Origin of the sequence: Campylobacter rectus, assembly GCF_004803795.1 — a bacterium.
GTDB classification, from domain to species: Bacteria; Campylobacterota; Campylobacteria; order Campylobacterales; family Campylobacteraceae; genus Campylobacter_A; species Campylobacter_A rectus.
This window is the reverse complement of sequence record NZ_CP012543.1, coordinates 2,434,751-2,461,307: the sequence shown is the minus strand read 5'-3', so window position 1 is coordinate 2,461,307 and position 26,557 is coordinate 2,434,751. Positions and strand designations below refer to the sequence as shown.

The following is a 26,557-nucleotide window of genomic DNA, read 5'->3' as shown; positions in this document are numbered from 1 at the left end:
ACTAAAATTTTGCGGATATTCATACTTTAAAGCCGTAAAATGCTACAATAAGCTCTTTTTGCGGTTTTATAAATCGATCCCGCAAAAATAAGAGGGAAAATGATGCACATCAAAAATAAAATCGGCAACGCGGTATCGCTATCTTTTGGTATCTCGTTTGCTCTGCATTCGGGCGCGACATATCCGGCGTATGTTTTAGCCGATACGAAATCTCGCTTGCCGAAAAAGACGAAGCTCTTAAAATGCGAACGATTAGCTTAAATCAAATTTTGCCGAGCATAAATAACCAAAACCCTACGCAAACTACTCGGGAGCTAGCCCTGCAGTCGGTAGCGAGGCGCGCTCCCGCTACTTCGCATCCGAGTCAAAGCGTATCAAACAACCAAGCCGTATCGCCTTGCGGTGCGTTGCGATCCGGCAAGGGCAAAAGCGAAGAGCGGGCTCGGGTTAGAGTATCGGGCGAGACGCACGCCGCTAAATGCGAATCCTATGCGCTCGTCGTCGCAAAAAGCGAGTTTGGGCTGGTAAGCTATGACGACTATAAATTTATCCCTTTGCCAAGCGTTGGCTACGATCCGTTTGAGACCGCTTTAGATTTGCGTATGATTTTGCTTTCGAGTCTTTGCTGTTTAAAAGGCTGCGTTTTACCGTTTGAAACGAAAATAGCTCATAAGAGCCGTTATCGCAGCCTTAAATTTAGCGAATTTAGCGCAAAGAGCGTATTTTCGCCGGCGCTTGCGTTTTTTGTTTGCCGGCTTAAATTTCATAAACGAAAATCGGTTGCCAAAGCCGCTTGTATCGCGATTTTTGGTATTTACGGCTTTATCGCCGCACTATTTTACGACAAAGGAAAAAGATGAGAAAATTTTTACTTTTCGCGCTGAGCTGTATCAGCCTTTTTGCGTTAAAACAAGACCCGAGCATCGTCTCCGGCGAGCTTGAAAACGGGCTAAAATACTATATCAAAGAGAACCGGCTGCCTAAAGACTCGGCTCATTTTGAGCTGATAATAGATAGCGGCTCGACCGATGAAGCGCAAGACGAGAGCGGACTTGCGCACTTTGTGGAGCATATGGCGTTTAACGGCAGCCGCGACTTTAGCAAAAATGAGCTGATTAAACAACTTGAAAAGCTGGGCGTATCTTTTGGAGCGGATCTAAACGCGTATACGAGTTACGATCTGACGGCTTATCAACTAAATATAACTATAAACGATGAAAATTTAAAGAACGCCTTTAAAGTGTTTAACAACTGGATGGACGGGATAGAATTTGATCCGAATGAGCTTGAAAAGGAGCGCGGCGTCATCATCGAGGAGGAGCGCTCGCGAAATACGCCTAGCTACCGATTGTATCAGCAGCAGTCTAAGGATCTTTTTGCCGGCAGCATCTATCTGGACCGTGCGCCTATCGGCGATATGAACGTCGTTCGCAGCGTTGATGCGGCGAAGATAAAGGCCTTTTATCATAAGCTCTATCAGCCTAGATTTATGAAATTCGTAGCCGTAGGCGACTTTAACGCCACGCAAATACAAACGCTTATAAAGCAAAATTTAAGCGAGGCCAAAAACACGAACGACTACGTTCATCCGGATAAAACCATCCGTTTTAAAAATGGCTTAAACATCTTTAACTACGATGCGAGCGAGGTTGGCATAAATCTCATTAGACTGAGTTTTTTTGATGACTATTCGGCACGAATCGACGAAGCCGGCGCGCGCCGAATTTTAGTAAATTCATACATCTCAAGCATGCTCTCGATGCTCTATCAGCAAAAGCGAACCGAGCAAAACTCGGTACTAAACGTCGGTTTTTCAAGGCCTGGCTTGCAAAATAAACAAACTATGTATAGCTTTGAGATAAAGGCGATAAACGGCGATTTTGACGGTGCGCTAAAAGATATGTTAGGCGTGATAAAGGGCGTGGAAAAATACGGCTTTAGCGCGAGCGACTTTGAGGATGCGAAGAAAAATTTTATAAAATCCATCGAGATAAAATTTAAACGCTCAAAAACCAAAAAGACCTCCGACTACGCCGACGAGATAGTAGATTCGCTAAATTCGGGCGCGATAATCTTAAGCGACAAAGATAGTAGAGATCTTGGCGTAAAGCTTCTAAACGAGATAACGCTTGATGAAGTAAATGCCGAATTTAAGCGCATTTTAGCCATCCCCGACAAACGCGTGAGCGTCTTTAGCGCAAAAGACTATAAGCTAGATAAGGACAAATTCGAGCAGATAGAAAAAGACGCCGTGGCCTACGACGGACATATGAAAAGCGAAAATTTAACCCAAACTTTGATAGACGAGAGCTTGCAGCCAAAACCGGCTGTGAGTAAAGAATTTGACGAGAGATTGGGCATTTATACCGTCAAATTCGAAAACGGCGCGGCACTTGTTTTAAAGCAGGTCAAAACGCGCGAGAATTTCATCTCTTTCGCCGCCGTCGCAAAGGGCGGAACGTCGAATTTAAAAGAGCCTAGATGGGGGACTTTTGGCGTGCAGCTGGCCAACGAAAGCGGAGTGGATAAATATACCAACTACCAAATCTCAAAGATACTAAGCGGCAAGCATATAAGCTACGAGAGGCGAATAGACGCGCTTTCGCAAGGGTTTTACGGCTCGACGGGCAAGGAAGACCTAAAGGCGCTGTTTGGCATTATAAATTTAGAATTTAACTCGCCGAGGTTTGACGAAAAAGTGCTAGAGCGCATAAAAACCAGCCAAATCGACGCTCTAGCTAAACGGCAAAATTTACCGAGCTATAAATTTAATACCGAATTTACTAAATTTTATTATAACGACAACCCTCGAACCAAACCGATACGAAAAGAGGACATAGAGGCGTTAAATTTGCAAAATTTGCGCGATATCGTGCGGGACAAATTTAACGGCGGCGCATTTACCTTTATCTTGGTCGGCGATCTGGATGTCGAGGAGACGCAAAGGCTGGCTCAAATTTACGTCGCCAATCTGCCTGCAAGCAAGGGCGAAAACTTCGTAGATGACGGCGTGCGACCGTTAAGCGGCAAGCAGGAGTTTAGGCGCGACTACCAAACCACGCAACGAAGCGATGTTTTACTAAATATGACGAGCCGAAAGGTTGAGTATTCGCGCGAAAATTCGCTCAAAGCTCAAGCGTTATCAAACGTGCTGGCAACGGCGCTAAGAGAGAAGATACGCGAGGATAAGGGCGAAACCTACGGCTTTTTGGTCGGTATTTCGCTAAATCGCTACCCTTACGCTAACTCGGTCGCAAATATCTCATTTACTTGCGCTCCGCAAAACACGCAAAGCATCGTGACGGACATAAAAAAGATCATCGCAGACATCAAGCAAAAGGGCGCGCTAGAGGCCGTGCATCTGGCCAACTACAAAAAAGCGGCGCGAATCGGCATCAAAAAGAACTATGATCAGCCTGAATTTTGGGCGCGAAATATCCTGTCTAATGTGCTTTACGATCAGCCGATCTGGACGATAGATCAGTATGAAAAAGCGATCGAAGCGGTAACTAACGATGATGTAAAAGAGGCGGCAAGGCTCTATCTGGACGGCACAAACGAGCTTTTAAGGATAAACGATCCGGCTAAAACCACGAAATCGACCGCGAAAAGCGGCTCTAAAACCGACACGAAAAAATAAATTTAAGGCGGTAAAATCCGCCTTAGATCGCCTTAACTTTTTCTTTGAAATCGATAATAGCCGTATAGTTATGACAAATGCGTAATTTATTCAAATTTGCTTACATAATTTATGCGCACGCGAAAAATGCGGCATTTTCATCGACTGGCTGCGCTTAAAATTTTTAGTATTCCTGAGCGGCGGCAGGAACGAATCCCGATCAAAAAACGATGTCGCTACGATAGAAATTTATAAAATAACGAGCTAAAATTTTAGTAAGCGAATGAGTTTGCGTTTTTGCATTTAGCAAGACGGCTACGTATACTAAAAATAGTAGCGTCGTCGCATCGTAAATCAATATATCCGCACCGAATTCGGACTTTGAGATAATCTGGTTTTAGCAGAAATTCTGTAAAATTTAGCAAATTTTGCTCATCTAAATTAGGGTCTGTGGGAAATAAAATTGTATATCGTTTTGTCGAGACGATAAGTTTATTTAAGGAGAGAGGCTATTTGTCCTTGCCGAATTTTTTCGTTTTTGAAATTTTCAAGCGGTAGTTTAAGCAAATTTAAGTCGGTGAATCGGGTGGATTGCGGTTTTCGGATCAAAGGTTGCGCAATCAAAACGAGCTTTTTTGGTGTCGGGGGTATAGGGTAATCTGCATAAATTCGGGTTAAATTTCAGTTTCCGAAATCGCTTCGGCTTGATAATGCGCGATGAGAGGCTCGATGATCTCGTCGAAAAGTCCCGCCGCCATTATCGCGTCGAGGCGGTAAAGCGTCAAATTTATGCGGTGGTCGCTGATGCGGTTTTGCGGGAAGTTGTAGGTGCGGATACGCCCCGAGCGGTCGCCCGTGCCGACTTGGCTTTTGCGCTCGCTGGTTTCTTTGGCTACGCGCTCTTCTTCTTGTATCTCGTAAAGGCGCGCTTTTAGCACCTTCATCGCGGCTTCTTTGTTTTTGTGCTGGCTTTTGCCGTCTTGGTTCGTGACGACGATGCCTGTGGGGATATGGGTGATGCGCACCGCCGAGTCGGTCGTATTTACCGACTGTCCGCCGTGGCCTGAGCTACGCATAACGTCAATGCGAAGGTCGTTTGGATTTATCTCGATCTCGCTATCTTCGACCTCGGGCATGATAGCGACCGTGACTGCAGAGGTGTGCACGCGGCCTTGGCTCTCGGTCTCGGGCACGCGCTGAACGCGGTGAGTGCCGCCCTCAAATTTGAGCCTCGAGTACGCTCCTTTGCCCTTTATCAGTAAAATAATCTCTTTAAAGCCGCCCGTATTGCCCTCGCTTTGGCTTACGATCTCAAATTTATACCCGCGAAGTTCGGCGTATCTCGCGTAGGCGTTAAACAAATCGCCCGCAAAAAGAGCCGCTTCGTCTCCGCCCGTACCCGCGCGGATCTCTAAAAATACGTTTTTATCGTCGTTGGGATCTTTTGGAAGGAGTAAAATTTTAATCTCTTCTTCGAGATTTTCTTTTTGGGATTCGAGATTTTTGAGTTCGTCTTTTGCTAGTTCGCCAAGCTCGGCGTCATCTAGTAGAGCTTTGTTCTCCTCTATGTCTGCGAGAGTTTGCAGATAGGACTTTGCAGCCGAGGCGATATCTTCTAAATTTGATTGCTCTTTGGAGAGCTTGGTCATATTTGCGATATCGCTTGTGATAGACGGATCGCTAAGCAGACGAGAGAGCTCGTCGTAGCGATCCAAAAAAGGCTGCAGTTTGTCGGCTAACATTAAAATTTAGATTAAGCGGATAGTTTGTTTATGAGTTTTGCGAGGCGTCCTACGCGGCGAGAAGCTGTTTGTTTTTTTAAAAAGCCCTTGCTAACGAAGCTGTGGAAGTCTTTGTTTGCTACTTTAAACGCGTTTAGCGCGGCTTCTTTATCGCCCGCCTCGACGGCTACGCGCACGGCTTTAGTGATATTTTTAAGCCTAGTGCGGTAAAATCTGTTTCTTTCAGTCCTTTTGATAGTCTGTCTGGCTCTTTTTTCAGAAGATTTATGGTTTGCCATAATGTCCCTTTTGTCATAATTTTAGTCCGTGATTATATAAAAATCAGTTTTAAAATCCGCTTAATTTAAGTAAAATTTAAAGCGAGGAAATTTACAACTTAAATTTGGATATTTTTTGATAGAATAGGTCGGAAATTTAATAAATCGGCAAAATTTATACTTAAAACAAGGCGGTAGTATCGCGAGATGAATTTAAATGTTTTTGAGAATTTTTTGAGCAAGGCCGGACATGTAGTCCGCCGTAGCGAGAAAAATCGAAAATCATTTAAAGGCGCTTGCGAGACAACGCCGCAAAACCGCTAATAAAAGGAAAGATGATGAAGCTATTCGGTACCGACGGCGTCCGCGGCAAAGCGGGCGAAAAACTCTCCGCTGCCACGTCCATGCGCCTTGCTATGGCTGCGGGAATATATTTTAGGCAGTTTGCGTCGCACACGAACACCATTTTGCTAGGCAAAGACACGCGCAGAAGCGGCTATATGATCGAGACCGCCATCGTCGCGGGCCTCACGGCCGTGGGCTACAACGTCCGTCAGATCGGCCCGATGCCTACTCCTGCGATCGCGTTTCTCACCGAGGATATGCGCTGCGACGCGGGCATCATGATCAGCGCCTCGCACAACCCGTACTACGATAACGGCATCAAATTTTTTGGCAGCGACGGCAATAAACTGGGCGAAGAGGCCGAGGCGCAGATAGAAAAGATTTATTTTGACGACGCGCTCATCGAGAGATCGCAAAAACAGATGCTCGAAATCGGCGCCGCAAAGCGCATCGACGACGTCATCGGCCGCTATATCGTGCAGATCAAAAACTCATTTCCTAAAAACCTAAGCCTACACGGACTGCGCGTAGTTTTAGACGTCGCAAACGGCGCTGCGTACAGGGTCGCTCCGACTATCTTTAGCGAGCTGGGAGCTGAAACCATCGTCATAAACGACGAGCCAAACGGTAGCAACATAAACCTAAACTGCGGCGCGCTCTATCCGCAAAATTTGGCCTCCGAGGTCGTGCGATTACGGGCCGATTTAGGCTTTGCGCTTGACGGCGACGCCGACAGGCTCGTAGTCGTCGATGAGTGCGGCGAGGTAGCAAACGGCGATAGTTTGCTAGGCGTTATGGCCGCATTTTTACAAGAAAACAAAGCTCTAAAAGGCGGCGCGGTCGTGGCCACGGTGATGAGCAACGCGGCGCTCGAAGACTACCTAAAATCCCACAAAATCAAGCTCCTGCGCGCAAACGTCGGCGACAAATACGTGCTTGAAAAGATGAAAGAAAACGGCACGAATTTCGGCGGCGAGCAGAGCGGACACATCATCTTTAGCGACTACGCAAAGACGGGCGACGGGCTCGTGGCGGCGCTACAGTTTGCAGCACTGGTGCTAAAAAAAGGCAAAAAAGCGAGCGAAATTTTAAGCGAGATAAAGCCGTATCCGCAAATTTTGCTAAATTTAAAGATAACCGAGAAAAAGCCACTTGAAAGCATCGCAGGGCTAAAAGAGCTTGAAGCAAGCCTCGCAAAGGAGAGCATCCGCTCGCTATTTCGCTACTCGGGCACCGAAAACTTCATCAGGCTTTTGCTTGAGGGCAAGTGTGCCGACGCGCTAAAAACCCGCATGGACGAGGTCGAAAAATTTTTCGTAAAAGCGCTAAATGGCTAAAATTTTAGGCGTTTTTTTCGCGGCGTTTTTCGTCGTTTTCGCGCTCGATCAGGCGGTCAAGCAGATATTTTTGGGCGGTTTTTCGTGGCAGGGCGAATATTTTTCGCTCGTGCTTGCATACAACCGAGGCGTGGCGTTTTCGATGTTTGCGTTTCTTGGGCAGTGGCTCAAATTTATCCAACTAGCGCTGATTGCGGGCGTTTGCGGCTATCTGCTTTGGCGGCTTAAGCGCAAATTTGACGCGCGGGCCGCGGCGAAAACGAAGCCGAATTCGAGCTCAAATTCGGACTCAAATTTGAGCTCAAGCAACGGTAAAAATATCGAAAAAAAGGAAATTTTAGAGGAGCACGCGCTAGGAGCGGGTATAATCCTGGGCGCGGGTAGTTCAAATTTACTCGATCGCTTCGTTCACGGCGGCGTCGTGGATTACGTCTACTGGCACAAGTGGTTTGAGTTTGCGATCTTTAACCTCGCAGACGTTATGATCGACGTCGGAGTCGTACTCATACTCTGGCAGAGCTTCGCCGCTGGACGAAAAGGGCCTAAAAATGGGCGATAACGTTTATATAGCCTACGTGCTTTGGCTGCTTACGGGCCGGTTTGGCGGGCACGGGTTTTATCCGAGCAAATTCGCAAGCGGTTTTGCGATGATGGCGCTGTTTTTCATCGGATACGGCCTGGCTTGGTGCTTTTCTCGCACTTTTTTGCTTCAAACTTTTTGCAACTTACAAGCAAGAGCGGGCGCGGCGGCTATACAATCTGCGCTCTACGGCTATGGGTCTATAAAATCTACAATAGGAGGAAATGAGAAATAAGCTCGCAAAAGACCTTAAATAGCGGCTAAACGCCGTTGGGCTCTATGGGAGCGACACGATAAACAAGGCGGAATTTGAAGCGAGGAAGGAGAATTTGCCGGGGTGGGAGCAGGGTTGAATTTGTTGAGGTTTTTAAAACTGCTTCAAATTTAACTTTTTTGGGGTTTTGATAAAAATTTAAATCTACTCGCCTAAAATAGAACCCTGAGTCGAAATTTTTAAAACCCAAACGCTCAAAGCAGTTGCCTACCAAATTTCGGCTTCGCTATCGCTTAGCACGAAATTTGGAGGCGGTCTGCTGGCAGTTGCAAGCGTAGCGAAGCAAAAAGCTTTTCGCTTGTTGCGTTTTAAAAATTTTGAATCTAAATTTTAGCATTTTCAAGATGCAGGTCTCGGTGAGTCAAATTTGAACATAAAACGATAAGGCGAAGTTTTTTTCTTTAGACGAGGCGGAAATGAGCCGAGCGAGGGCGCGTATAAATAATACGTAACCGAGCTTCGGCGATATTTCTAACGATGTATAAAGAAAAAAGACAAGCCGTAAAAAACAAAAATTTTAAAAGGAGAAAAAATGGCAGAGTATTACAACCTCATCAAGTATTTCCACTACTTGTGTTTCATCTCGTGGATGGCGTTTTTGTTCTATCAACCGCGCCTCTACGTCTATCACGCGGAGAATATGGACAAACCCGACTTCGTGCGCGTCGTCGAGGTGCAGGAGTATAAGATGTACCACTACATCGGCTGGGTCGCGCTGATCGGCACGTTTTTGACGGGCATTTTGATCATCGTAGCGATGCCTGAGCTTTTGCGCAGCGGCTACGTGCACGTCAAGCTCACCGTCGTCGTCATCCTCGCGGCGTTTCATCTGGATCTTGGCCGCTATATGGTGCAGCTGCGTGAGAAACGCTGTAACAAGAGCGGTATGTTCTTTCGTGCTTACAACGAAGTGCCGACCATCGCGATGGTCATCATCATTTGGATGATGGTGTATAAGCCGTTTTAAATGCGATAAATATGCGTTTCGAGGCGGAGCGAACTCTCTTCGCCTCGGTATCGCAAAGCAAATTTATCTCGTCAATCAAATTAAGCTCGCCGTTTTTTGAGCTGCAAATATCGTAAATTTGACGCAAAAGCAGCGCCGAATTTTGATTTTCGCTCGGCTAAATTTAGACCCCCGACCGCTCAAAAATTTAGCTACGGGCTAAATTCTAAAATTAAAATAAACTCCGAATTCGCAAACCATAAACCAAGGCCGGGAACGCCCAAGCGGACAAATTTAAGCTTTTTTATTTAACCTCAAATTTAAAAATTTCACCCACCTCGATGCCTAAAATTTTTGAAATTTTATAAATATGCTCGAGATTGAAGTGCTTGTCGTAGCGGCAGCTCTCGCAGTTTGAGTAAAATGCGACCGACTTTATATCCATACTTAGCGCCATATCCAGCTGGCTCATGCCTTTACTTTCGCGTAGTTTGCGGACGTTGGCGGAGATTTGCAGATAAAAATTTCGTATCTCGTCACCGTCAAAAAAAGCTAAATTTTCACTCATTTTTTTATCCTGTAGGTAAAGTAAAAATTAAACTTTATTTGGATAAAATCCGCAAATCTATATCCTATAGGATAAATAATTTTAAAGGAGGCCGAAATGGCAGTAAATTTATCAAAAGGCGGCAGAGTTAGTTTGAGCAAAGAAGCTCCGGGATTAAGCAAAATTTTAGTAGGGCTTGGCTGGGACACGAACTCCAGCGACACGGGAGCGGAGTTTGACTTGGATGCGAGTGCGTTTTTGTTGGGCGCTTCGGGCAAAGTAGAAAACGAGAAAAATTTCGTCTTTTACAACAACCTAACTAGCGCGGACGGCTCGGTAGTTCACACCGGCGATAACCGCACGGGCGAAGGCGAGGGCGACGATGAGGCCATCAAGATAGATTTGAGCAAAATTTCACCGAACGTAAAAGAGATCGACATAGTCGTCACGATCCACGAAGCAAACGCTAGAAGGCAAAATTTCGGCATGGTAAAAAACTCGTTTATGCGCATAGTCGATGAAAGAAGCGGCAAAGAGATCGCCAGATACGATTTGGAGGAGGATTTTTCGACTGAAACCGCCGTATCGTTCGGTAAAATTTATTTTAAAGATAACGAGTGGCGCTTTGCGGCTAACGGAAGCGGCTTTAAAGAAGGACTAGCGGGATTTTGCAAGCAGTTTGGGCTAAGCGTATAAGGGCAAGTCATGGCGATAAATTTGATCAAAGGGCAAAAAATCTCGCTTGCTAAAGATGACGGCGAGCGACTGCAAAGCTTTTGCGTCGGCGCGAACTGGGGCGCTATAACCGAAAAAGGCTTTTTTAGAGACAAGATAAAGCCCGTGGATTTAGACTTGAGCGCCGCGATATTTGATTTTAATAAACAGCTTTGCGACATCGTCTATTTCGGTAAAAAATCGGCTCCCGGCATATTTCACAGCGGCGACGATCTCGTGGGCGATATCGGGGGCGACGACGGGCTGGATAATGAAATAATCAGCGTAGATCTCGCTCGCTTAAATGCGAACGTAGAGCAGATATTTTTCATGCTAAATTCCTACAATCAAATAGATTTTGATAAAATTCCTTTTGCTAGCATTAGGCTCTACGAAGGCACGCCCACGCGAGTAAATAAAGTCTTCGCATCGTATAATATCGTGCGAGATAGCGCGTTTGCCTACAAAGTCGCGATGATTTTGGGCAAGCTATATAAGCGAAACGGCGAGTGGAAATTTTCGGCTATCGGCGAGCCTACGAGCGATAGAAAGCTTGATGAGCTGATTTTAAATTCCGTAGTGAAGTACTTATGAAAATTTTATTTTTCGCAGTGGCTATGATCGCGATTTTAGGCGCATTTGAGATGAAGGGCGGTTATGAGATCCCGCCCTCGGCGAAAATTTACGGCAATGCACCCGTAATAAGCGATGAAATGATGCGAGAATGTGTTAAAATTTACGACGAAGCGTTTGCGATAGAAAGGGAGTTAAATTCTACTTTCGCGAATCGATATTCAAGCGACGAGGTAAATTTATACAACAAACGTCCGTATGCATTCGCAGCTAATAGGCCGGTTTAACGCAAATTGCGCCGGCAAGCAATCGTATTAGGCGTCAGGCGGCGCAAGATAACCGCCAAAAGAGACTTCTCCGGCAAAGCCGCCGGCGATAAAAACGGAGCCGAAATTTACCTCGGCGGCGAGTATGCAAGTCGTAAGCGATAATAAAAAGAAAGAGGAAAAATGGAAATTTTAGATTTTAAAACCGCGGTCGTTTTCGTCTCGCTCGCCGTAGCGGCATTTGTGATAGATTTTTTTGCGCACAAGAAGGACGAGAAAATCTCGCTAAAGCAAGCCGCGCTCTGGTCTATATTTTGGATCGGCGTAGCGGCGGCATTTGGCGGATATTTGTATTTTACCGCGGGTAGCGAGGCCGCTAGTTTGTTTTTCGCGGGCTATATTTTAGAAAAGTCGCTCTCAATCGATAATTTATTCGTTATGGCGGCGATTTTTTCGTGGTTTAGGATCCCTGAAATTTATCGTCACAGAGTGCTGTATTTTGGCATTATAGGCGCGGTTATATTTAGGCTCGTTTTCGTGACCGTCGGAGCCGGCTTACTTATGATTTCGCCATGGATGGAGTTTATTTTTGCCGTTGCGGTGGCTTATAGCGCGGTAATGATGATGAAAAAAGGCGAAGAAGGCGAGGAGATGCAGGACTACTCAAATCACCTGGCTTACAGGGCGGTTTATAGATTTTTCCCGGTATTCCCACGCCTTTTAGGCCACAGTTTTTTCGTGAGAAATAGCGAAATTTCGGCTCAAATTTCAGCAGACGAAAAGGCGAAACTGCAAAATCAAATCTCCAAATTAAACGCCAAATGGATAGCTACGCCGCTATTTTTGTGCCTTTGCGTTATAGAGCTTAGCGACGTTATGTTTGCTTTTGATAGCGTTCCGGCCGTCATCGCCGTGAGCAAAGACCCGCTCATCATCTACTCGGCGATGATTTTTGCGATTTTGGGGCTTAGGACGCTTTATTTCGTGCTAGAAGCGCTAAAAAGCTATTTAGCGCATTTAGAAAAAGCCGTGATCGCGCTTTTGTTTTTTATCGCCGCCAAGCTCGCTCTAAACGCTTCTGCGCATATCTTTCATCACGGATTTGAGATCTCGGCGCAGGCTAGCTTGTGGGTCATTTTGGGGATTTTAAGCATCGGGGTTTTATCTAGCCTATTTAAGGCAAAATAATATGCGTATGATCGCTTTATCGCGGTAGCCGGGTTTGGAGCAAACGGGCATCTTGATAGATGCGCCTCGCTCGTAGCGCTGCGATAATTTAAAATGTAAAATTTGAGCGAAAATATCGCGAAACGGATTTAAATATCGTGTAAAATTTAGCTCGAGGTTGGTTGTTTGCTTGCGGCTGCAAATGCAGCGAAGCAAAGCGCTATGCCGCAGACTTAAAATTTTCGTCTGCTCTGCTTTGCGCTTTGCGTTGGCAGCTTTACGAGAAGCGGTTGCGGGCGCAGGCGAAACAAAAAATTATTCAAAGACGCGAGATAAGCCGCTATGTAAAGTCAAGTATCTTTCTATTTTGATGCGCTTATAACTTTTTAAGACGATTTAAATTTACGATAGGCATGCGGCGCACGGCAAGCGAAAGATGCATAAATTTGAGCGAAAGACGAGGCGAAATTCTTGGGTTTAGACAAGGCGGATTTAAAATTCAAGCTCGAAAAATACGCATTTTATCTAAGCTTGATTTTAAACCCTGCGCCGTATAAAGCTAAAGGCGAGCTTTTATCCGCGCGCCTTTTTGACGCATGCGGCGACCGCATCCATCGCAGCCGCGCGAAATCCGCCGTTTTCCAGCGCTTTGACCGCTTCTATCGTCGTGCCGCCGGGCGAGCAAATTTCGTCTTTTAGTGCTGCTGGGTGTTTGCCGCTTTTTAGCATGAGTCGCGCCGAGCCTGCGACGCTAGCCGCGACGGCTTCGTACGCCAGCGCTCTAGGCAGCCCCTCCAGCACTCCCGCGTCCGCAGCTGCCTCGATAAACATAAAAACATAGGCCGGCAGGCTACCCGCGATGCCCGTAAATGCGGCAAATTTAGCCTCCTCCAGCTCATAAACGGCGCCGAAATTTTCAAAAATCTCTCGCACCGCCGCCCGCTCGTCCGCGCTTAAATTTTCGTTAAAGCACAGCGCGCTTACGCCCTCTGCGATTGCCGCGGGAGTGTTTGGCATCGCGCGGGCGATCTTAGCCTGCGTGCCTAAAATTTGCGCGCTTTGCTCCAGGCTAAAGCTCGGCGCAAGCGTGACTACAACCTTGCCTCGCGCTGCGTCTTTTATCAAATTTAATATACCCTCATACGACGCGGGCTTGGTCGCTAGCACCGTGATATCGGCCGCCGACGCGACCGCAGCCTCGCTCTCGCAGACGTTTACGCCGCACTTTCCGCGCAGAGCCGCCGTTTTGCTCCTCGCATAGACGAACAACTGCTCGCCGCCCAGCCTTTGCGCCAAATTTTCGATCATCGCGCCGCCCATATTTCCGCCGCCGATAAAGCCGATTTTAGGATTTTTCATTTTGCCGCCTTTCTTAGAGCTCCGATTTTGACCGCCTTGCCCAAAAGCGCCTCATGCACAGCCGTGCTATCCGTCCAGAGCGCTCCCGTGACCTGCCCCGACTCCAAAGTATAAACGCCGCCCGTCTGTGCCTCGTCGCTGGGTTTAAAGTCGTTACCCGAGATCATCTCGTACGTATCCTTCGTGTCGTTTTCAAATTTTATCGCCGCTTTTATCTTCGGCGCTTCGCCCTGTTTCGCCGTGCCCGCGTACTGCTCGAGTACGTTTTTGCTAAGTCTCGCATAGATGCCTCCGTGCTCGTCTAAACAGATCCGCAGAGCGCGCTCGTTCGAGTTTTTGCCGCCCTTTTCGCCCTTGCCGGCGCTCACGCTCATCTCGTAGGCGCTTTGCCCCGCCCGGAAGTCCTTAAATTTCGCGTCGGGAACGAAAATCCGCACGTTGTCCGTTACTACTTTTTCGTCGTGCGTCTGCGGCGTTACGTCCGTTAGCACCAGAGTGGATTTCACATCCGCGCCTTTGTCCGAAACAAGTGCAGAGATCGGCACGCGTGCAAGCAGCGTCGTCTCGTAGCAACCGCCAAAAATAAACGCCGCGGCAAAAGCAAAGATAAATTTGAGTTTTTTCATTGGTTTCCTTTAAAGTTGCGCCGATTTTAGCATAAATTTCGCCTTTCTACGCCAGAGCGGCGACTCGCAACGGGTCAAATTTCATCGCCGAAAAAATCGCCGCCCACGTCGCAAATCTAGGTATCTTGCCGCACCGAAAAAATACTAATTCAGCTTTAAATTTGACCCCAAATTTAAACGTAAAACGATAAGGCGAAGTATATGACAAAAAGACAAGCCGCTAACGCGTTTGCGGCGTATTTTTGGGCTTCTTTGCTAAATTTGGACGTCGTGATAAATACGCCCTTTTGGTCTGCTTGCGGGGATCGCGCCGACGAATTTTTGAATTTCAGGACGCGAAACCGCGCCTTGCCAGCTTTTAGCCTGGACGTAAATTTGCGATAATCCAAGCTCATCCTCGTCTATAATACCGTCTATACCGCCGTCCGCGCCGCTTTTGGTTAGTCTGCCTACTCCGTAGCCCATACCGCCATCCGCGCCGCTTTTGGCTGGTTCGCCCGCTTCATAGCTCGTTTTTTCGAGCAAGCGCGCCGCCAAATACTCAAAAAAGCTCGGCTTTTTTGCGAAATTTCGTCTAAAATTTGAGATTTTAGATTTTGTGCGAGCTTGTCTGCCGTCTCGGCGATGACGTCGATGGGTGTCTTTTCTTGCGTCACGGTTTGCGAGATTTCAGCGCTCGGCGCGCTTTTGTTTTTATAAATTTCATCATACCAGGCTTCAAATTTAGCCTGCGCATCCTTGCTTTTTAGTATTTGTTTGCCAAGATCCGTTATCTCGTACACGCCTCTGCCGGTTTTTTGACTGGCTTTTTGGTGCCAGGCAAATTGATGACTTCTTTATTTCCTGCAAAATACGACAACGCCCAGCCTGCTCGGTTAACGTATAAAAGCATACCGCTGGGTATCCTTTGCGAGAGTTCGTCGTCGTTAAATTTATAGTACTCCGCGACAAATTTACAAACCTCTTTTCTATCCACGCCGCCGCGCTCGTCGATAAATCTTAAAATCGGAAACATCATCTCTTTGTGGCTCGGTATCATTGTTTTCCTTTATCTATTAAATTTTATAAATTTGACTCCAAATTTGAACGTAAAACGATAAGGCGAAGTATTTTTGTCATAGACGAGGCGCTTTTAAATTTGGTGACGGGAGTTACCGTGTTGGTAATGACCGAGCCAAATTTAAAAGCAACGAAGCATATGACAAAAAGACAAGCCGCTAACGAATTTGACCGTTGCCGCGGACGACGTATTTATAGGTCGTAAGCTCCCTCACCCCCATCGGCCCTCTGGCATGCAGCTTTTGCGTGCTGATGCCGATCTCGCCGCCAAAGCCGAACTCCCCGCCGTCGCTAAAACGCGTCGAAGCGTTAGCGTAAATGACGGCGCTGCCGATTTCGTTTAAAAATCTCTCGACGTTGCCGTAGTCTGCGCTTAAAATCGCATCCGAGTGTCCGCTGGAATGCGCATTTATGTAGCTTATCGCCTCGTCCGTATCCCGCACGCTTTTGACCGCCAAAACGAGCGACAAAAACTCGGCGCCGAAGTCCTCCTCGCCGGCCGGCTCCACGTTGTCAAAGCCGCCGAAATTTTCATACAGCTCCGCTTCCAATCGCAGCTGCACCTCGCTTAGCTCGGCGATTAGCTCAGGCAATATTTTCTCGGCGATCTTTTCGTGTAGGAGCACGCATTCTACGGCGTTGCAGGTGCTCGGGCGCTGAGTTTTGGCATTTTTGATTATCCTTACGGCCTCGTCCAAATTTGCGCTCTCATCGACGAAGATATGACACACTCCGGCACCCGTCATTATGATCGGTATAGTTGCGTTTTGCACGATAAAATCCTTTAAATTTTTGCCTCCGCGCGGTATCAAAACGTCGATATATTCGTTCATTTTGATCATCTGGGCTACCGCTTCGCGCTCGGGGCTTTTTACTAGCTGCACCGTGCCTTTGGCAAGGCCCTTTTTCGCCCCCGCTTCGTTAAATAAATTTACTAAAAAAGTGTTCGAATTTAGCGCGCTGGAGCTACCGCGCAAGATTACCGCGTTACCGCTTTTTAGCGACAGAGCCGCCGCGTCGATGCTGACGTTTGGGCGACTCTCGTAGATGATGCCAAGCACGCCCAGAGGCACGCGAATTCGGCTGATTTGCATACCGTTTGGGTGGGTCCAGCCGCCTAGATTTTCGCCTACGACCTCGGCAAAGCCGGCCACCTCGCGCACGCCCTGTGCCATAGCTTCGATGCGAGCGTCCGTTAGCCTTAGGCGATCTAGCAGTGCCGAGCTCAAGCCCGATTTCTCGCCGTTTGCAAGGTCTTTTTTGTTTGCCGCTTTTATCGCGTCTTTTTGCGCGAGTAACTCGTTCGCTACGGCGCTTAATATCTCAAATTTAGCCTTGCCGTCAAGTCTCAAAAGCTCGTTGCAAGCGGCCTTTGCCTCTTTGCAAATTTCTAAAATTTCGCTCATATTTGTCTCCTATTTATAAACTCGGCCGATTTCGAGCGGTTCGCTCAAAAATCGCCGGCTAACTTTTAAAACCTCATTCTCATCCCGCGCATAGTCTTGTATGGCGACTATGCCGCGCTCTAGCAGGCCAGCGGGCGTGAAACCAAACCTGCGGTTGGCGCTTGGTGCGATGCTCGGACATCTTTGTGGATCGCCAGGATCGTTGCTCGCTTATATTTTTCCAAGCTCGGTGTATCGAAATTTATACTTTATCTCGTTTGCGATCCCCGATTTTTTATACGCTTAAAACCAAGCTTGATTCGTAAATCTCGTCTAAATTTTATTATCAAGCGGCTCGGTTTGGCTTTAGCTATGCGGCCTCATCCGCTTTTTGCCGTAAATGCGGCGTCTAATTCGTCCGAGAGCTCGAGAGTCGCCCATTTGTTTTTGCGCTTTTTACGGGCCGCAAAAACGCCAAAAGATTATTTTTTGGTCAATTTGCACCGCTTTTCCTCGTTTTGCGAGTTTTATCGTAAAATTGGCCGAAAGCTAAGCTTTTTCATCCGTTTTCCCTTAAATTTATAAATCAAATCGCACGCTACGTGCGCAAAGCTCGCAAATACAAAGCCGATACCCAGCCCGGCGGCTAGGTTATAAAGCGCGCTGTCGTTTGCGAGGGAGTAGTTGTCAAATCGCACGTAAACGCCCCATCTGCCGCCCATCCCCTCGGGCGCAAAGAGCAGCCCGCTAAGCGCGAGAAAGCAAAATCCGCCTAGCACGACGAATTTCGCGGTCACGACGATCAAATTTACCCCTCCAACGTCCGCACGGCCGTAGTTTAGACAAAAGATGGCGGCGAAAAACAGACCCAAAGCGGCGCGGCGCAGGCGTAAAAAGCAAGCACGTTTAAGCTTGCGCCGTTGTTTGCGAAGTCGTCCAAAAACGGTGCAAAAACCCGCACGCCGCAGATAAAAGGCAGCCAAAATTTAAGCTCCAAAATCTCGTCCGGGCTCAAATTTAACGCCCAGATCCCAAGCGCGGCAAAAAATAAGACCCCGAGCGAAAACGGCGCCCAGCCTGCCAAAATCGCTCTCTCAAACAAGCTTTTACGCGCCGCAGAGTCATGCCCGAATTTCGCTTTCACCGCTTCTTTTTCGTTCATTGTTTTCCTTAAATTTATTCGTATTTTAAAGCGCGCTCAAAAATCAACCGTCAAATTTAACGGCGACCGCGCGGCTAGTTCAGGTAGTCAAATTTGATCAAATTTAGCCGCAGGCAAACCGTCAAATTTAACCTAAATCAGCGCGATGTTGTCGATATGCAGCGCCTCGTTCTCGTATTTGTAGCCAAGAACCGCCTCGATCTCCTCGCTCTTGCGCCCTTTTATGAGGGCTAGCTCGGCCGAGGAGTAGTTCGTGATGCCGCGAGCCAGCGCTCGGCCGCCTGCGTCTTTGATGGCGAGCGTTTCGCCGCGCTCAAACTCGCCCGTCACCTCGGCAATGCCGACTGCTAGCAGGCTTTTGCCATCTTTTAGCGCCTTTGCCGCTCCCGCGTCGATAGCGACCGAGCCTTTGTGTTCGGCGGAGTAGGCGAGCCAGTATTTACGCGAATTTATCCTATTTTTGCCCGCCAAAAAGAGCGTCCCGACCTCGCAGCCGTGTGCTGCTCGCACGATATTTCGCGGATCCGCGCCGTTTGCGATGATGAGGTGCGTGCCGTTTTTGGTCGCCATTTCGGCCGCGGTTATTTTGGTGCGCATGCCGCCGGTGCCTAGTTTACTGCCCTCCGCGCCCGCAGCCGCCCTGATGCTATCATCTAAATTTTCGACCAAATTTATAAATTTAGCGTCGGCAAAAATGCTTGGATTTTTATCGTATAGTCCGTCGATATCGGTCAAAATCACGAGCAAATCAGCCTCGATTAGTCCCGCTACGAGCGCGCTTAGCGTGTCGTTGTCGCCGACTTTTACGCCCCTTATTCCCTCGCCCACGACGGGGTCGTTTTCGTTGATGACGGGTATGATTTTTTTAGCGAGTAGGGAGCGTAGGACGCTGCGCATATTTAGGTAGCGGCGGCGGTCGCTAAAGTCGTCTTTGGTTAGCAGTAGCTGCGCGATCGTTTTGCCGTGCGCCCAAAATAAAATTTGATAAAGATGGATGAGCGAAACCTGCCCGATAGCCGCCAGAGCTTGCTTTTCGACGATGGATTTTGGCTTGTGCGTGAGCTTCATCTGTCCCATGCCCGCACCCACGGCGCCCGAGGTTACGAAGACCACTTCGGCGTTTTCGTTTAGCTCGCTTAAATTTGCCACGATTTGCTTGATTTTATCCTCGTTTAGCGAGCCGTCCGCGTTTGCTAGCGTCGAGGTGCCGATTTTTACGACTATGCGTTTTACGCCGCCCAGAAGCTCTTTTCTGTCCATTTTATCGCTCCGAAATTTTTGAAAATTATACCCAAAACGGCTTATTTTAAATTTTTATACTTTAAGACAAGCGGCGGCGCGGCGGCTCGGGTTTTTGAGTCGCCGTATTAATGGCGTTTGGATGCGACAATCAGGCTTTAATAAGCGCGCTTTTCGGACATTTTGGATTTACGGAATTTTTCGAGATTTTGCAGGGGCGTATCGCTCGGGCACAAATAATGAGCGCGATAAAAAGGTGCTTGAGCCCTAGATATGCGAGCGCAAAAAAGAGTGCAGCTACCGGGCGACGAAATTTATTTTAAAATTTTAAGTGCGCAGGCGCTTTTGATGCTGAAATTTAGATATAAATTTGCTAGGTTTTCTTACGCTATTGACTCGGCGGTAATATTAATTTAAATTTCATCATACTAGGCTATAATGACTAAGCTAAATTTACCTTCGCAAAAAGGAGCTTTTATGAAATTTTTACTCGGCTTTTTGCTAGCACTTAGCTTGGCGTTTGGCGGCGAGTTTAGCGTCAAAGATATGCGCGGCGCGGAGGTCAAGATCGCCTCTCCGCTCGATAGAGTCGCTACGATCGACGACGGGTTTGTAGAGAGCGTCATGACGCATCTTGGCGTGATCGACAAAGTAAAGCTCATCGGCTCGTGGTCTATGAAGCGAGACTACAAATACGACTTCGCCACCAAAGCCGGCGAAGCTTACACCCTTCGCGGATGGAACGTCATGAAGTATCTGCATCCGTGGCTAAATGATCTGCCGTGCGTAAATTCTCCGCAAGGAAACGTCGTAAATTTCGAAGCCTTAGCAAACGAAAACCCGCAGCTAGTGATCCTTCGTATCGGAGACTGCACGCTGCGCGGCTCAAATAAAGACGCGGTAGAAAAAACTATCGCTACTATCGAGGCTCTAGGCATCCCGCTTGCCGTGATCTACGCTCCAAGAGGCGCTGAAATCGCAACGATGCAAGAGGAGATGCGGGTGCTAGGAGAGATATTTGGGCAGAAAGACAAGGCTCTAAAGCTCTTTGAATACCTCGATAAAACCCAAAAACTCGTGCAGGAGCGCACGGCAAATTTAAAAGACGATGAGAAGGTCAGCATGCTCTACATGGGGCTTAATCCAAACATCCGCAAAAACGGCGGCGTGGCGAGCGCTTACGGCGTAAATACTCCAGAATCCTTCATCATCGAAAATATCGCGGGCGCTAAAAACGCATTTAGAGGCGACGGCTCAAACGTGATCCTAGGCACCGAGCAGCTCTACGCGATAGATCCCGACGTCATCGTGCTACCGACCTCAAACGGCTACCATCCCGCAAGCGAGCTTTTAAATTCGGCAGATTTTGAAAAACTAGAGGAGCTAAAAGCAATCAAAAACAAGCGCGTTTACGCCATGCCGTGGTCGCCGATGAACTGCGCGCGCCGCGTGGAGTATCCGATAGATATCCTCATAATCGCAAAAGCGGCCTATCCGCAGCTCTTTTCGGACATCAAGGTTCATAAATTCGTCATCGATTTTTACAAAGACGTTTACGGCGTGAGCGAGGAGCAGGCAAAGGCGCTTAGAAGCGAGCAAATTTTAGACTGGACGGTAGAGAATGACTTTTAAGCCCGGCGCTTTTAAGTCAAATTTACTATTTTTATTCGTTCTTTTGGGCGCGCTTTTGCTCTGTATGATCGCGGCGCTCATGCTCGGGGATTATAAAATTTCTATCGCTAAAATTTTAGACGTTTTAAATTTGAAAATTTTTGACATCCCCGCCGCAGGCATCTCTAAGATGGATCAAACCGTCATCTTTGAAATCAGAATGCCTAGAATTTTAACCGCCGTGATAGTGGGTTTCGCGCTTTCAAACGCGGGCGCGATATATCAGGCCTGCTTTAAAAACCCGCTTGTTGAGCCATTTATACTGGGAGCGAGCTCCGGAGCAGCCCTGGGTGCGGCTTTGGCGATACTGTTTTCGGGCATATTTTTTAATATCGCTTTAAGCGCGTTTGCTTTTTCGTTTTTTGCTGTGTTTTTATCCTACACGCTCGCAAAAAACGGCGGTATAGTGCCCGTAGTGGGGCTTATCCTGTCGGGCGTCATCGTAAGCTCGATATTTTCGGCGTGCGTATCGATCGTAAAATACGTCAGCGAGGACGCGCAGCTCAGAGAGATCACATTTTGGATGATGGGCGGGCTGTACTATTCCAAATGGCAAAGCCTAGGCGAGATCGCCTCGGTCACGGGAGTTTGCTTTTTGGCGCTTTGCACGCTTGCGTGGAAGTTAAATTTACTAAGCCTAGGCGACGATCAGGCAAGAAGCCTCGGCATAAATCCCGAAAAATACAAGCTTATATTTATAACGATCGCTACATTGATGACCGCCGTGTGCGTGGCAAACGTGGGCATCATAGCCTGGATCGGGCTCATCATGCCTCACGTCGCGCGCCTAATTAGCGGGCCCGACAATAGATGGGTGCTGCCTCTATCGGGGCTCATAGGCGCGCTGTATCTGCTCGTATGCGATACGCTCGCGCGCACGGTAGCGATGGCCGAGATTCCCGTGGGCATCATAACCTCTTTGGTGGGCGCGCCCTTTCTCATCGCGCTTTTAAGAAGCAAGGCAAAGGAGCTGCTAAAATGATACTGCAAACGAAAAATTTATCCTTTAGCTACGGCGGATTTGGCCTCGAAGACGTGAGTATCGAGATCAAAAGAGGCAGCATATGCGGTCTTTTAGGCACTAACGGCAGCGGCAAGAGTACGTTTTTTAACTGCTGTATGAAATTTCTAAGTATCAAAGGCGGCGAAATTTACGTTGATTCGCAAAATACGAAGCACAAAAGCCCTGCGTGGATGGCTAAAAACATCGCCTACGTCGCGCAGCATACCGAGTTGCATTTTCCGTTTTTCGTGCGAGACATCGTCCTAATGGGGCGCTCCACGCACGTAAAGAGCCTGTTTGGCTTTAGCAAAGACGATAAAAGGGCGGTGAGCGAGGCGATGGAGTTTATAGGTATCTCGCATCTAGCCGATAAAAAGATGAACGAGCTTAGCGGCGGGCAGCGGCAGCTAGTTTTTATCGCTAGGGCGCTTGCGCAGGATACGCCGCTCATACTGCTTGACGAGCCCACGTCCGCGCTTGATTTTAAAAACCAAATCACGCTTTGGAAAATTTTAAAAAAGATCGCTGTGGGCGGCAAGACGATCGTCATCTGCACGCACGAGCCAAACCACATCCTTTGGTTTTGCGACGAAGTGATAGTATTTCGCGACGGACGGATCGTCTCAAAAGGCAGCGTCGCGCAGGTTTTAAACGACGAACTGCTGGCTAAAATTTACGGCGACGTCTGCACCTTTGAGAGGCTCGCGCAAAAAGAGGTGATCCTGCCTAAGCTGTAGCTACTCCTCCAAACTATACCCGATACTACGCACGGTTTTGATTAGCTCAAAGGGTAGTTTCGCGCGTAGCTGACGCACGAGCGAGCGCAGGCGATCGGACGAGACGTTTTCGTCCTTATAGATACTCCACTCAAGCTCTTGGATCGTTACTACGTGCGGGGCGTTTTTAGCCAAAATTTCTAAAAACAATCCCTCTTTTTTGCCTAGCATTATGTTCGTGCCGTTTATGTGCAGAGTGAGGCTGTTTTTGTCGTAGATAGCGCCGTTTTTTAGCTCAAATTTGCTTCCGAGCAAAATTCGGCAGTTTCTAAATACCCGAAACAAAAACTCCTCCGGCAAAAACGGCTTAACCATAAAGTCGTCGTATTTGGCGTAGTAAATTTTCTTATAAAGCGCAGGGATGGCTTTGTCTACAAGGATCATAACGGGAGTTAGGCTCCCGTTGTCTCGCAGAAATTTGACCGAGTCGAAATTTGCCAAATCCTTCGTCTTTACGTCGATGACGTAAAAGATGTAGCGGTTGCCGTTGTAGTAATCCTCTTTTAGCTCGCTTAAATTTTCAAAGCGAACTATGCGGATGTTAAAGCGGTAAAGCGCGGCGTTGAGGTTTATTTGCATCTGGGCGTCGTCGCTAACGAGCAAAATTTTCTTCATTTTAGCCTACTTTTTGGTGGCATTGCCTTCTTTATTTCCCACTTTCGGCGCTACATAATCCTCCCCAAAATATGCCTTCTTTATCTCTTCTTTTTTGATCGTGGCTTTCCTTTCGTAGATTTTGTATTCAGGCTTCCAGTAGTTTAGCATATTGTTTAGCCCGCTGTGGCCTACCTCGGCGTGACAGCTAGCGCAGGTTAGTTGCTTATCCGTATTTAGCAAGCTTTGATAGTGAGCGTGCATCTTCCTGGCTTGAGCTGAGGTTAGCTTATTATCCACTAAATTCGTATGGCAGCTAACGCAACCGTTATCAAATACGAAGTGCTCTCTTTTCTCTCTATTTTTATGCCAGTCTATAGCCTCCGGATCTTTAAAGAAATGAATATATCCCTCCATCACTCCGTTTTTAGCTTTAACTAGGACGTATTTGGCTAGGTTGTCGTGAGGTATATGACAGTCTACGCATTTAGCCCTTACTCCGCTTTTGCCTTTGCCGCTGTGAACGTCGCTACTATAAGCTATAACCATAGGATCCATCTCGTGGCATACTACGCAAAACTTCTCTCCGCTAGTCTCCTCTAGGGCGTAATGCACGGGTAGTACGACTAAAAACCCTATAACGCCGCTTACTAATATAATAAGCGCTAGTACTTTCTTTGAAATTTTCATGGCGTTACCCCCATCCATTGCAAAACTTCGTGTTCGTGGCACTCCGTGCACATATTGGTTGATTTTTTATGCTCGTTGTGGCACTCGTCGCAGTATAGCGTAGGGCCGTCGTGAACCGAATTGTGAGGATTTGCTTTTAGCAGATCCATGTATTCTAGTCTTTTAGCTATCTTTTTCTTGTCGCCGTGACAGGACAAACAGCCTTTATCGCCGATAGATTTAAATTTACTAGCGTCGTTTCCTTGTCCTTCGTGACAATCAAGACAGGTGAAGCTTAGCTTTTCGTGATGAGGCTTTAAAGGGTGTTTGGCTCGTAGCTCGTCGGTGACGTTAAGATCAACTAAAGACGTTATCTTTGCGCCCACCGCTTCCGCGCTAAATGCAAAAGAGCATAGCAGCACAGACGCGCACAAGGCGAGAAACGCTTTATGTTTCATACGAATTCCTTTCTGTAAGGACTTAAAGAGACATATTCTCTTTGTCGTTAAATTTGAGAGGCGAATTTGGTTTTTAAATTTAACTCTTTAAGTAAAAAACAACCGTCTAAGGTTGTTTTTTACTTTATTGTAAAGGGGGTGGGGGCTTAAATTGCGAAGTCGCTCCCCACCCCCTTTAATCCCCCTCCCCCTACGACGCTCTTAAGGTGGCGACACTGCTTTGCCTTGCAGGCAAAGCGTCGCAGTTTTGGGAGTAAATTTTACAAATTTACCATCAAATTTAACGAAGTATCGCAAGTCGAATTCTCGAATTTAATCTTAAATTTGACCTGCGATACTAAATAAGATTTGCAAGTATTTTGAGATGGATTTGAATGTTGTGCAGAAATTTTAAGTCAAGGCTAGACAAGTAGTCTGCCGCAGACTTAAAATTTCAAACTCATTCAAAGACGCTCAAAAGACGCCGAAAATTTAGGCTAGATTTTCTCCGGCTATCATTCCAAACACTATGCAGTCCGTGATCGCGACGGTGCCCAGCCTGCTTGCGCCGTGAGTACCGCCGGTGATCTCGCCCGCAGCGTAGAGGCCTGGATCGGCTTATTCGTCTTGCTTGAGATGACCTCGGCTTTGGCGTTAATCTTTAAACCGCCCATCGTGTGGTGAGGCTTCGGCGATAGGCGGATGACGTAGAAAGGCCCCGCTTCGTTGATCTCGCTAAGCGCGCTTTCTTGCTTGCCGAACTCGTCTTTTTTCGCCTTAACGCCTTCGTTGTATTTTTTGACGCTCTCTTTTAAGGCATCTGCAGGCACGCCGTATTTACTGGCGATCTCATCTAGGCTCGCGCATTCGCCCACTACCTTACCGCCTGCCATGCCTTTAGAAATAATCTCTTCGCTTAGGTCTTTAAACGCCATTTTGGTATCGGCGAAGGTTATCGGATAGGCTTTCGGATCCTCGCGTAAAATTTTAAACTCCGCGTCCGCGCGGGTCTTGCGGTCTGCAAGCTCGTTCATAAAGCGCTTGCCCGTGCGCACGTCCACGGCGATACCGTATTTAAAGGTGCCTTGCTGAGTTAGGATCGGAGCGGCGCCGAAACCCTTCTCATCGGGGCTCGCCCACGGACCGAACTGGATCCAATCTACCTGCACCGGATACGCGCCGATCTCAAAGGCTTTTAACAGCACGCCCGCGGTAGCTCCGGCGTGATTTGTGCTATCGACGTCGTCAGGAATGCGCGGATCTTGAAGCTTGCGATAAAATTTATCGCGGCAAAATCCGCCCGCTGCGAGCACTACGCCTTTTTTGGCTTTGAGCGTCTTTTTAGTGCCGCTCGTGTTTTCAAGATCGTCGCTGTAGAGATTTGTATCAAATTTATACTCCTCGCGGATCACGACGCCCGCTACTCGCTCGCCGTCCATTACGAAATCGTCAAATTTCGCGCGACGGCGAAGCTCGCAGCCCTTATCTTTAAAGCCTTCGAATTTTTCAAGCATCGGCTGGATGTAGCCAGAGCCGCTATCGTTTGTAGTTAGCATCGAGCGCGCGACGCTGTGTCCGCCGAAGTGTGCGCAGTGTTCTTTGAACTGAACGCCGTTTTCGACAAGGAAGTTATAAGCGTCCATACCGCGATCGACTAAAGTCTCCAAAAGCTCGGTGTGGTTGATACCAAGACCGGCTTTTAAGCAATCGGCGATAAATAGCTCTTTGCTGTCTTTGATGTTGGTTTTTGCTTGCACCGGGTTGTTTGCGACCGCCATACCGCCGCCGTTGATGACGGAGTTGCCGCCGATACGACCCATTTTTTCGAGGATCAAGACTTTGTTTCCTTTTTGCGCCGCTTTTAAGCCCGCCGCAAGTCCCGCAAAGCCGCTGCCGATGATGATGACGTCCCACTCCTCATCAAATTTGACGTCCTTTGCGTCCACCGCGCTTGCTTGCGCATTTACCGCGCCGAGTGCGATCGCACCCGCACCCGCCATACTTAGCTTTAACAAATCGCGTCTTGATATTTGCTTTTGCATACATTCTCCTTTGGATGAAATATCATAATAGCATTATAATTATATTATCGTGAGTTTGCTGTGAGTTTTATTAAAGATTTATTCTATTTAAAAATCCCTAAATTTAGGGATTTTATATAAATTTATATCCGAAGTGGCGAATTGTCGGGATTTTATTTTTAAATTTTA

29 protein-coding genes and 2 pseudogenes are annotated in these 26,557 nt (G+C 47.5%); 15 read left to right on the top strand and 16 right to left on the bottom strand.

The genetic code is table 11. The features are described from left to right. The first annotated feature begins 99 nt into the window (after positions 1-99). From CRECT_RS11790 to CRECT_RS11780, 3 genes are read left to right on the top strand one after another with little or no spacing between them, the layout of a single operon-like run. A complete protein-coding gene (locus CRECT_RS11790; protein WP_157752368.1) occupies positions 100-261 on the top strand; it encodes a hypothetical protein in 162 nt (53 codons plus the stop codon). After that, on the top strand, positions 243-860 hold the full coding sequence (locus CRECT_RS11785) for a hypothetical protein (RefSeq protein WP_002944187.1): 618 nt from the start codon (positions 243-245) through the stop codon (positions 858-860). The genes CRECT_RS11790 and CRECT_RS11785 overlap by 19 nt, the downstream gene beginning before the upstream one ends. Then, entirely contained in the window at positions 857-3,640 is a 2,784-nt protein-coding gene (locus CRECT_RS11780; protein WP_002944173.1) for a M16 family metallopeptidase, read from the top strand. Before CRECT_RS11785 ends, CRECT_RS11780 begins: the two co-directional genes overlap by 4 nt. Positions 3,641-4,293: 653 nt before the next feature. On the opposite strand, the gene prfA is transcribed toward CRECT_RS11780, so the two are convergent. Beyond that, positions 4,294-5,361 (bottom strand): peptide chain release factor 1, encoded by a 1,068-nt coding sequence (gene prfA / locus CRECT_RS11775; RefSeq protein ID WP_002944179.1) that lies wholly within the window; start codon positions 5,359-5,361, stop codon positions 4,294-4,296. A gap of 11 nt (positions 5,362-5,372) precedes the next feature. Further along, a complete protein-coding gene (gene rpsT, locus CRECT_RS11770) occupies positions 5,373-5,639 on the bottom strand; it encodes a 30S ribosomal protein S20 (RefSeq protein ID WP_002944288.1) in 267 nt (88 codons plus the stop codon). Between the two features lie 317 nt (positions 5,640-5,956). On the opposite strand from rpsT, the gene glmM reads away from it, so the two are divergent. From glmM to hemJ, 4 genes are all read left to right on the top strand, one after another. After that, positions 5,957-7,300, top strand: coding sequence for a phosphoglucosamine mutase (glmM, locus tag CRECT_RS11765; protein ID WP_002944129.1), 1,344 nt, complete (start codon positions 5,957-5,959; stop codon positions 7,298-7,300). After that, complete coding sequence (locus CRECT_RS11760) at positions 7,293-7,859, top strand: signal peptidase II (RefSeq protein WP_002944093.1); 567 nt, start codon at positions 7,293-7,295, stop codon at positions 7,857-7,859. The genes glmM and CRECT_RS11760 overlap by 8 nt, the downstream gene beginning before the upstream one ends. Then, positions 7,849-8,115: an NINE protein gene (locus CRECT_RS11755; protein ID WP_002944291.1), complete on the top strand. Its 267-nt coding sequence runs from the start codon at positions 7,849-7,851 to the stop codon at positions 8,113-8,115. The genes CRECT_RS11760 and CRECT_RS11755 overlap by 11 nt, the downstream gene beginning before the upstream one ends. Positions 8,116-8,686: 571 nt before the next feature. Continuing rightward, positions 8,687-9,121, top strand: a complete 435-nt coding sequence (gene hemJ / locus CRECT_RS11750; RefSeq protein WP_002944278.1) for a protoporphyrinogen oxidase HemJ — start codon at positions 8,687-8,689, stop codon at positions 9,119-9,121. A gap of 283 nt (positions 9,122-9,404) precedes the next feature. Here hemJ and CRECT_RS11745 read toward each other — a convergent pair whose 3' ends face one another. Beyond that, positions 9,405-9,668, bottom strand: a complete 264-nt coding sequence (locus CRECT_RS11745) for a helix-turn-helix transcriptional regulator (protein WP_002944168.1) — start codon at positions 9,666-9,668, stop codon at positions 9,405-9,407. A 96-nt stretch (positions 9,669-9,764) separates the two neighbouring features. On the opposite strand from CRECT_RS11745, the gene CRECT_RS11740 reads away from it, so the two are divergent. The 4 genes from CRECT_RS11740 to CRECT_RS11725 all read left to right on the top strand — a co-directional run bounded on the left by CRECT_RS11740 (position 9,765) and on the right by CRECT_RS11725 (position 12,388). After that, a complete protein-coding gene (locus CRECT_RS11740; protein WP_002944113.1) occupies positions 9,765-10,343 on the top strand; it encodes a TerD family protein in 579 nt (192 codons plus the stop codon). 9 nt (positions 10,344-10,352) lie between these two features. Continuing rightward, positions 10,353-10,955, top strand: coding sequence for a TerD family protein (locus CRECT_RS11735; protein WP_002944267.1), 603 nt, complete (start codon positions 10,353-10,355; stop codon positions 10,953-10,955). Continuing rightward, the gene (locus tag CRECT_RS11730; RefSeq protein WP_050771476.1) at positions 10,952-11,221 is read left to right on the top strand and encodes a hypothetical protein; all 270 of its coding nucleotides are present in this window, start codon (positions 10,952-10,954) and stop codon (positions 11,219-11,221) included. Before CRECT_RS11735 ends, CRECT_RS11730 begins: the two co-directional genes overlap by 4 nt. A gap of 162 nt (positions 11,222-11,383) precedes the next feature. Further along, positions 11,384-12,388, top strand: a complete 1,005-nt coding sequence (locus CRECT_RS11725; RefSeq protein WP_002944142.1) for a TerC/Alx family metal homeostasis membrane protein — start codon at positions 11,384-11,386, stop codon at positions 12,386-12,388. A 552-nt stretch (positions 12,389-12,940) separates the two neighbouring features. On the opposite strand, the gene proC is transcribed toward CRECT_RS11725, so the two are convergent. From proC to proB, 9 genes and pseudogenes are all read right to left on the bottom strand, one after another. Then, on the bottom strand, positions 12,941-13,726 hold the full coding sequence (proC, locus tag CRECT_RS11720) for a pyrroline-5-carboxylate reductase (protein WP_002944259.1): 786 nt from the start codon (positions 13,724-13,726) through the stop codon (positions 12,941-12,943). Beyond that, positions 13,723-14,352: a hypothetical protein gene (locus CRECT_RS11715; protein ID WP_002944083.1), complete on the bottom strand. Its 630-nt coding sequence runs from the start codon at positions 14,350-14,352 to the stop codon at positions 13,723-13,725. Before CRECT_RS11715 ends, proC begins: the two co-directional genes overlap by 4 nt. A gap of 173 nt (positions 14,353-14,525) precedes the next feature. Beyond that, positions 14,526-14,877: pseudogene (locus tag CRECT_RS12865) on the bottom strand (restriction endonuclease). Further along, positions 14,802-15,134 carry a hypothetical protein gene (locus CRECT_RS12860; RefSeq protein WP_050771478.1) on the bottom strand — a complete coding sequence of 111 codons (333 nt, stop codon included), beginning with the start codon at positions 15,132-15,134 and terminating at the stop codon, positions 14,802-14,804. The pseudogene CRECT_RS12865 and the gene CRECT_RS12860 overlap by 76 nt, the downstream one beginning before the upstream one ends. Continuing rightward, a complete protein-coding gene (locus CRECT_RS12855; RefSeq protein ID WP_050771479.1) occupies positions 15,122-15,391 on the bottom strand; it encodes a winged helix-turn-helix domain-containing protein in 270 nt (89 codons plus the stop codon). The genes CRECT_RS12860 and CRECT_RS12855 overlap by 13 nt, the downstream gene beginning before the upstream one ends. Before the next feature lie 178 nt (positions 15,392-15,569). After that, positions 15,570-16,817, bottom strand: a complete 1,248-nt coding sequence (locus tag CRECT_RS11705) for a glutamate-5-semialdehyde dehydrogenase (RefSeq protein ID WP_002944148.1) — start codon at positions 16,815-16,817, stop codon at positions 15,570-15,572. 506 nt (positions 16,818-17,323) lie between these two features. Then, positions 17,324-17,668 carry a hypothetical protein gene (locus CRECT_RS12850; protein ID WP_002944061.1) on the bottom strand — a complete coding sequence of 115 codons (345 nt, stop codon included), beginning with the start codon at positions 17,666-17,668 and terminating at the stop codon, positions 17,324-17,326. Further along, positions 17,635-17,958: a hypothetical protein gene (locus CRECT_RS12845; protein ID WP_002944222.1), complete on the bottom strand. Its 324-nt coding sequence runs from the start codon at positions 17,956-17,958 to the stop codon at positions 17,635-17,637. Before CRECT_RS12845 ends, CRECT_RS12850 begins: the two co-directional genes overlap by 34 nt. A gap of 132 nt (positions 17,959-18,090) precedes the next feature. Beyond that, positions 18,091-19,218 carry a glutamate 5-kinase gene (gene proB / locus CRECT_RS11695; protein WP_002944274.1) on the bottom strand — a complete coding sequence of 376 codons (1,128 nt, stop codon included), beginning with the start codon at positions 19,216-19,218 and terminating at the stop codon, positions 18,091-18,093. Between the two features lie 252 nt (positions 19,219-19,470). Between proB and CRECT_RS12375 the strand changes: the two genes are divergently transcribed. Genes CRECT_RS12375 through CRECT_RS11680 form a run of 4 tightly spaced genes read left to right on the top strand, consistent with a single transcriptional unit; the run spans position 19,471 to position 22,608 of the window. Then, positions 19,471-19,614 carry a hypothetical protein gene (locus CRECT_RS12375; protein WP_002944293.1) on the top strand — a complete coding sequence of 48 codons (144 nt, stop codon included), beginning with the start codon at positions 19,471-19,473 and terminating at the stop codon, positions 19,612-19,614. 60 nt (positions 19,615-19,674) lie between these two features. Next, on the top strand, positions 19,675-20,829 hold the full coding sequence (locus CRECT_RS11690; protein WP_039887955.1) for an ABC transporter substrate-binding protein: 1,155 nt from the start codon (positions 19,675-19,677) through the stop codon (positions 20,827-20,829). Beyond that, positions 20,819-21,850, top strand: coding sequence for a FecCD family ABC transporter permease (locus CRECT_RS11685; protein ID WP_002944284.1), 1,032 nt, complete (start codon positions 20,819-20,821; stop codon positions 21,848-21,850). Before CRECT_RS11690 ends, CRECT_RS11685 begins: the two co-directional genes overlap by 11 nt. Next, positions 21,847-22,608 (top strand): ABC transporter ATP-binding protein, encoded by a 762-nt coding sequence (locus tag CRECT_RS11680; RefSeq protein WP_002944114.1) that lies wholly within the window; start codon positions 21,847-21,849, stop codon positions 22,606-22,608. The genes CRECT_RS11685 and CRECT_RS11680 overlap by 4 nt, the downstream gene beginning before the upstream one ends. Here the strand turns inward: CRECT_RS11680 and CRECT_RS11675 are convergent, their stop codons facing one another. The 4 genes and pseudogenes from CRECT_RS11675 to CRECT_RS11660 form a co-directional block, all read right to left on the bottom strand. Continuing rightward, positions 22,609-23,262, bottom strand: a complete 654-nt coding sequence (locus CRECT_RS11675; RefSeq protein WP_002944036.1) for a response regulator transcription factor — start codon at positions 23,260-23,262, stop codon at positions 22,609-22,611. 6 nt (positions 23,263-23,268) lie between these two features. Continuing rightward, positions 23,269-23,931, bottom strand: a complete 663-nt coding sequence (locus tag CRECT_RS11670) for a cytochrome c3 family protein (protein WP_002944055.1) — start codon at positions 23,929-23,931, stop codon at positions 23,269-23,271. Next, positions 23,928-24,368, bottom strand: coding sequence for a cytochrome c3 family protein (locus CRECT_RS11665; protein ID WP_002944092.1), 441 nt, complete (start codon positions 24,366-24,368; stop codon positions 23,928-23,930). The genes CRECT_RS11670 and CRECT_RS11665 overlap by 4 nt, the downstream gene beginning before the upstream one ends. A 471-nt stretch (positions 24,369-24,839) precedes the next feature. Then, positions 24,840-26,389 (bottom strand): annotated as a pseudogene (locus CRECT_RS11660) (flavocytochrome c). Positions 26,390-26,557 lie beyond the last annotated feature (168 nt).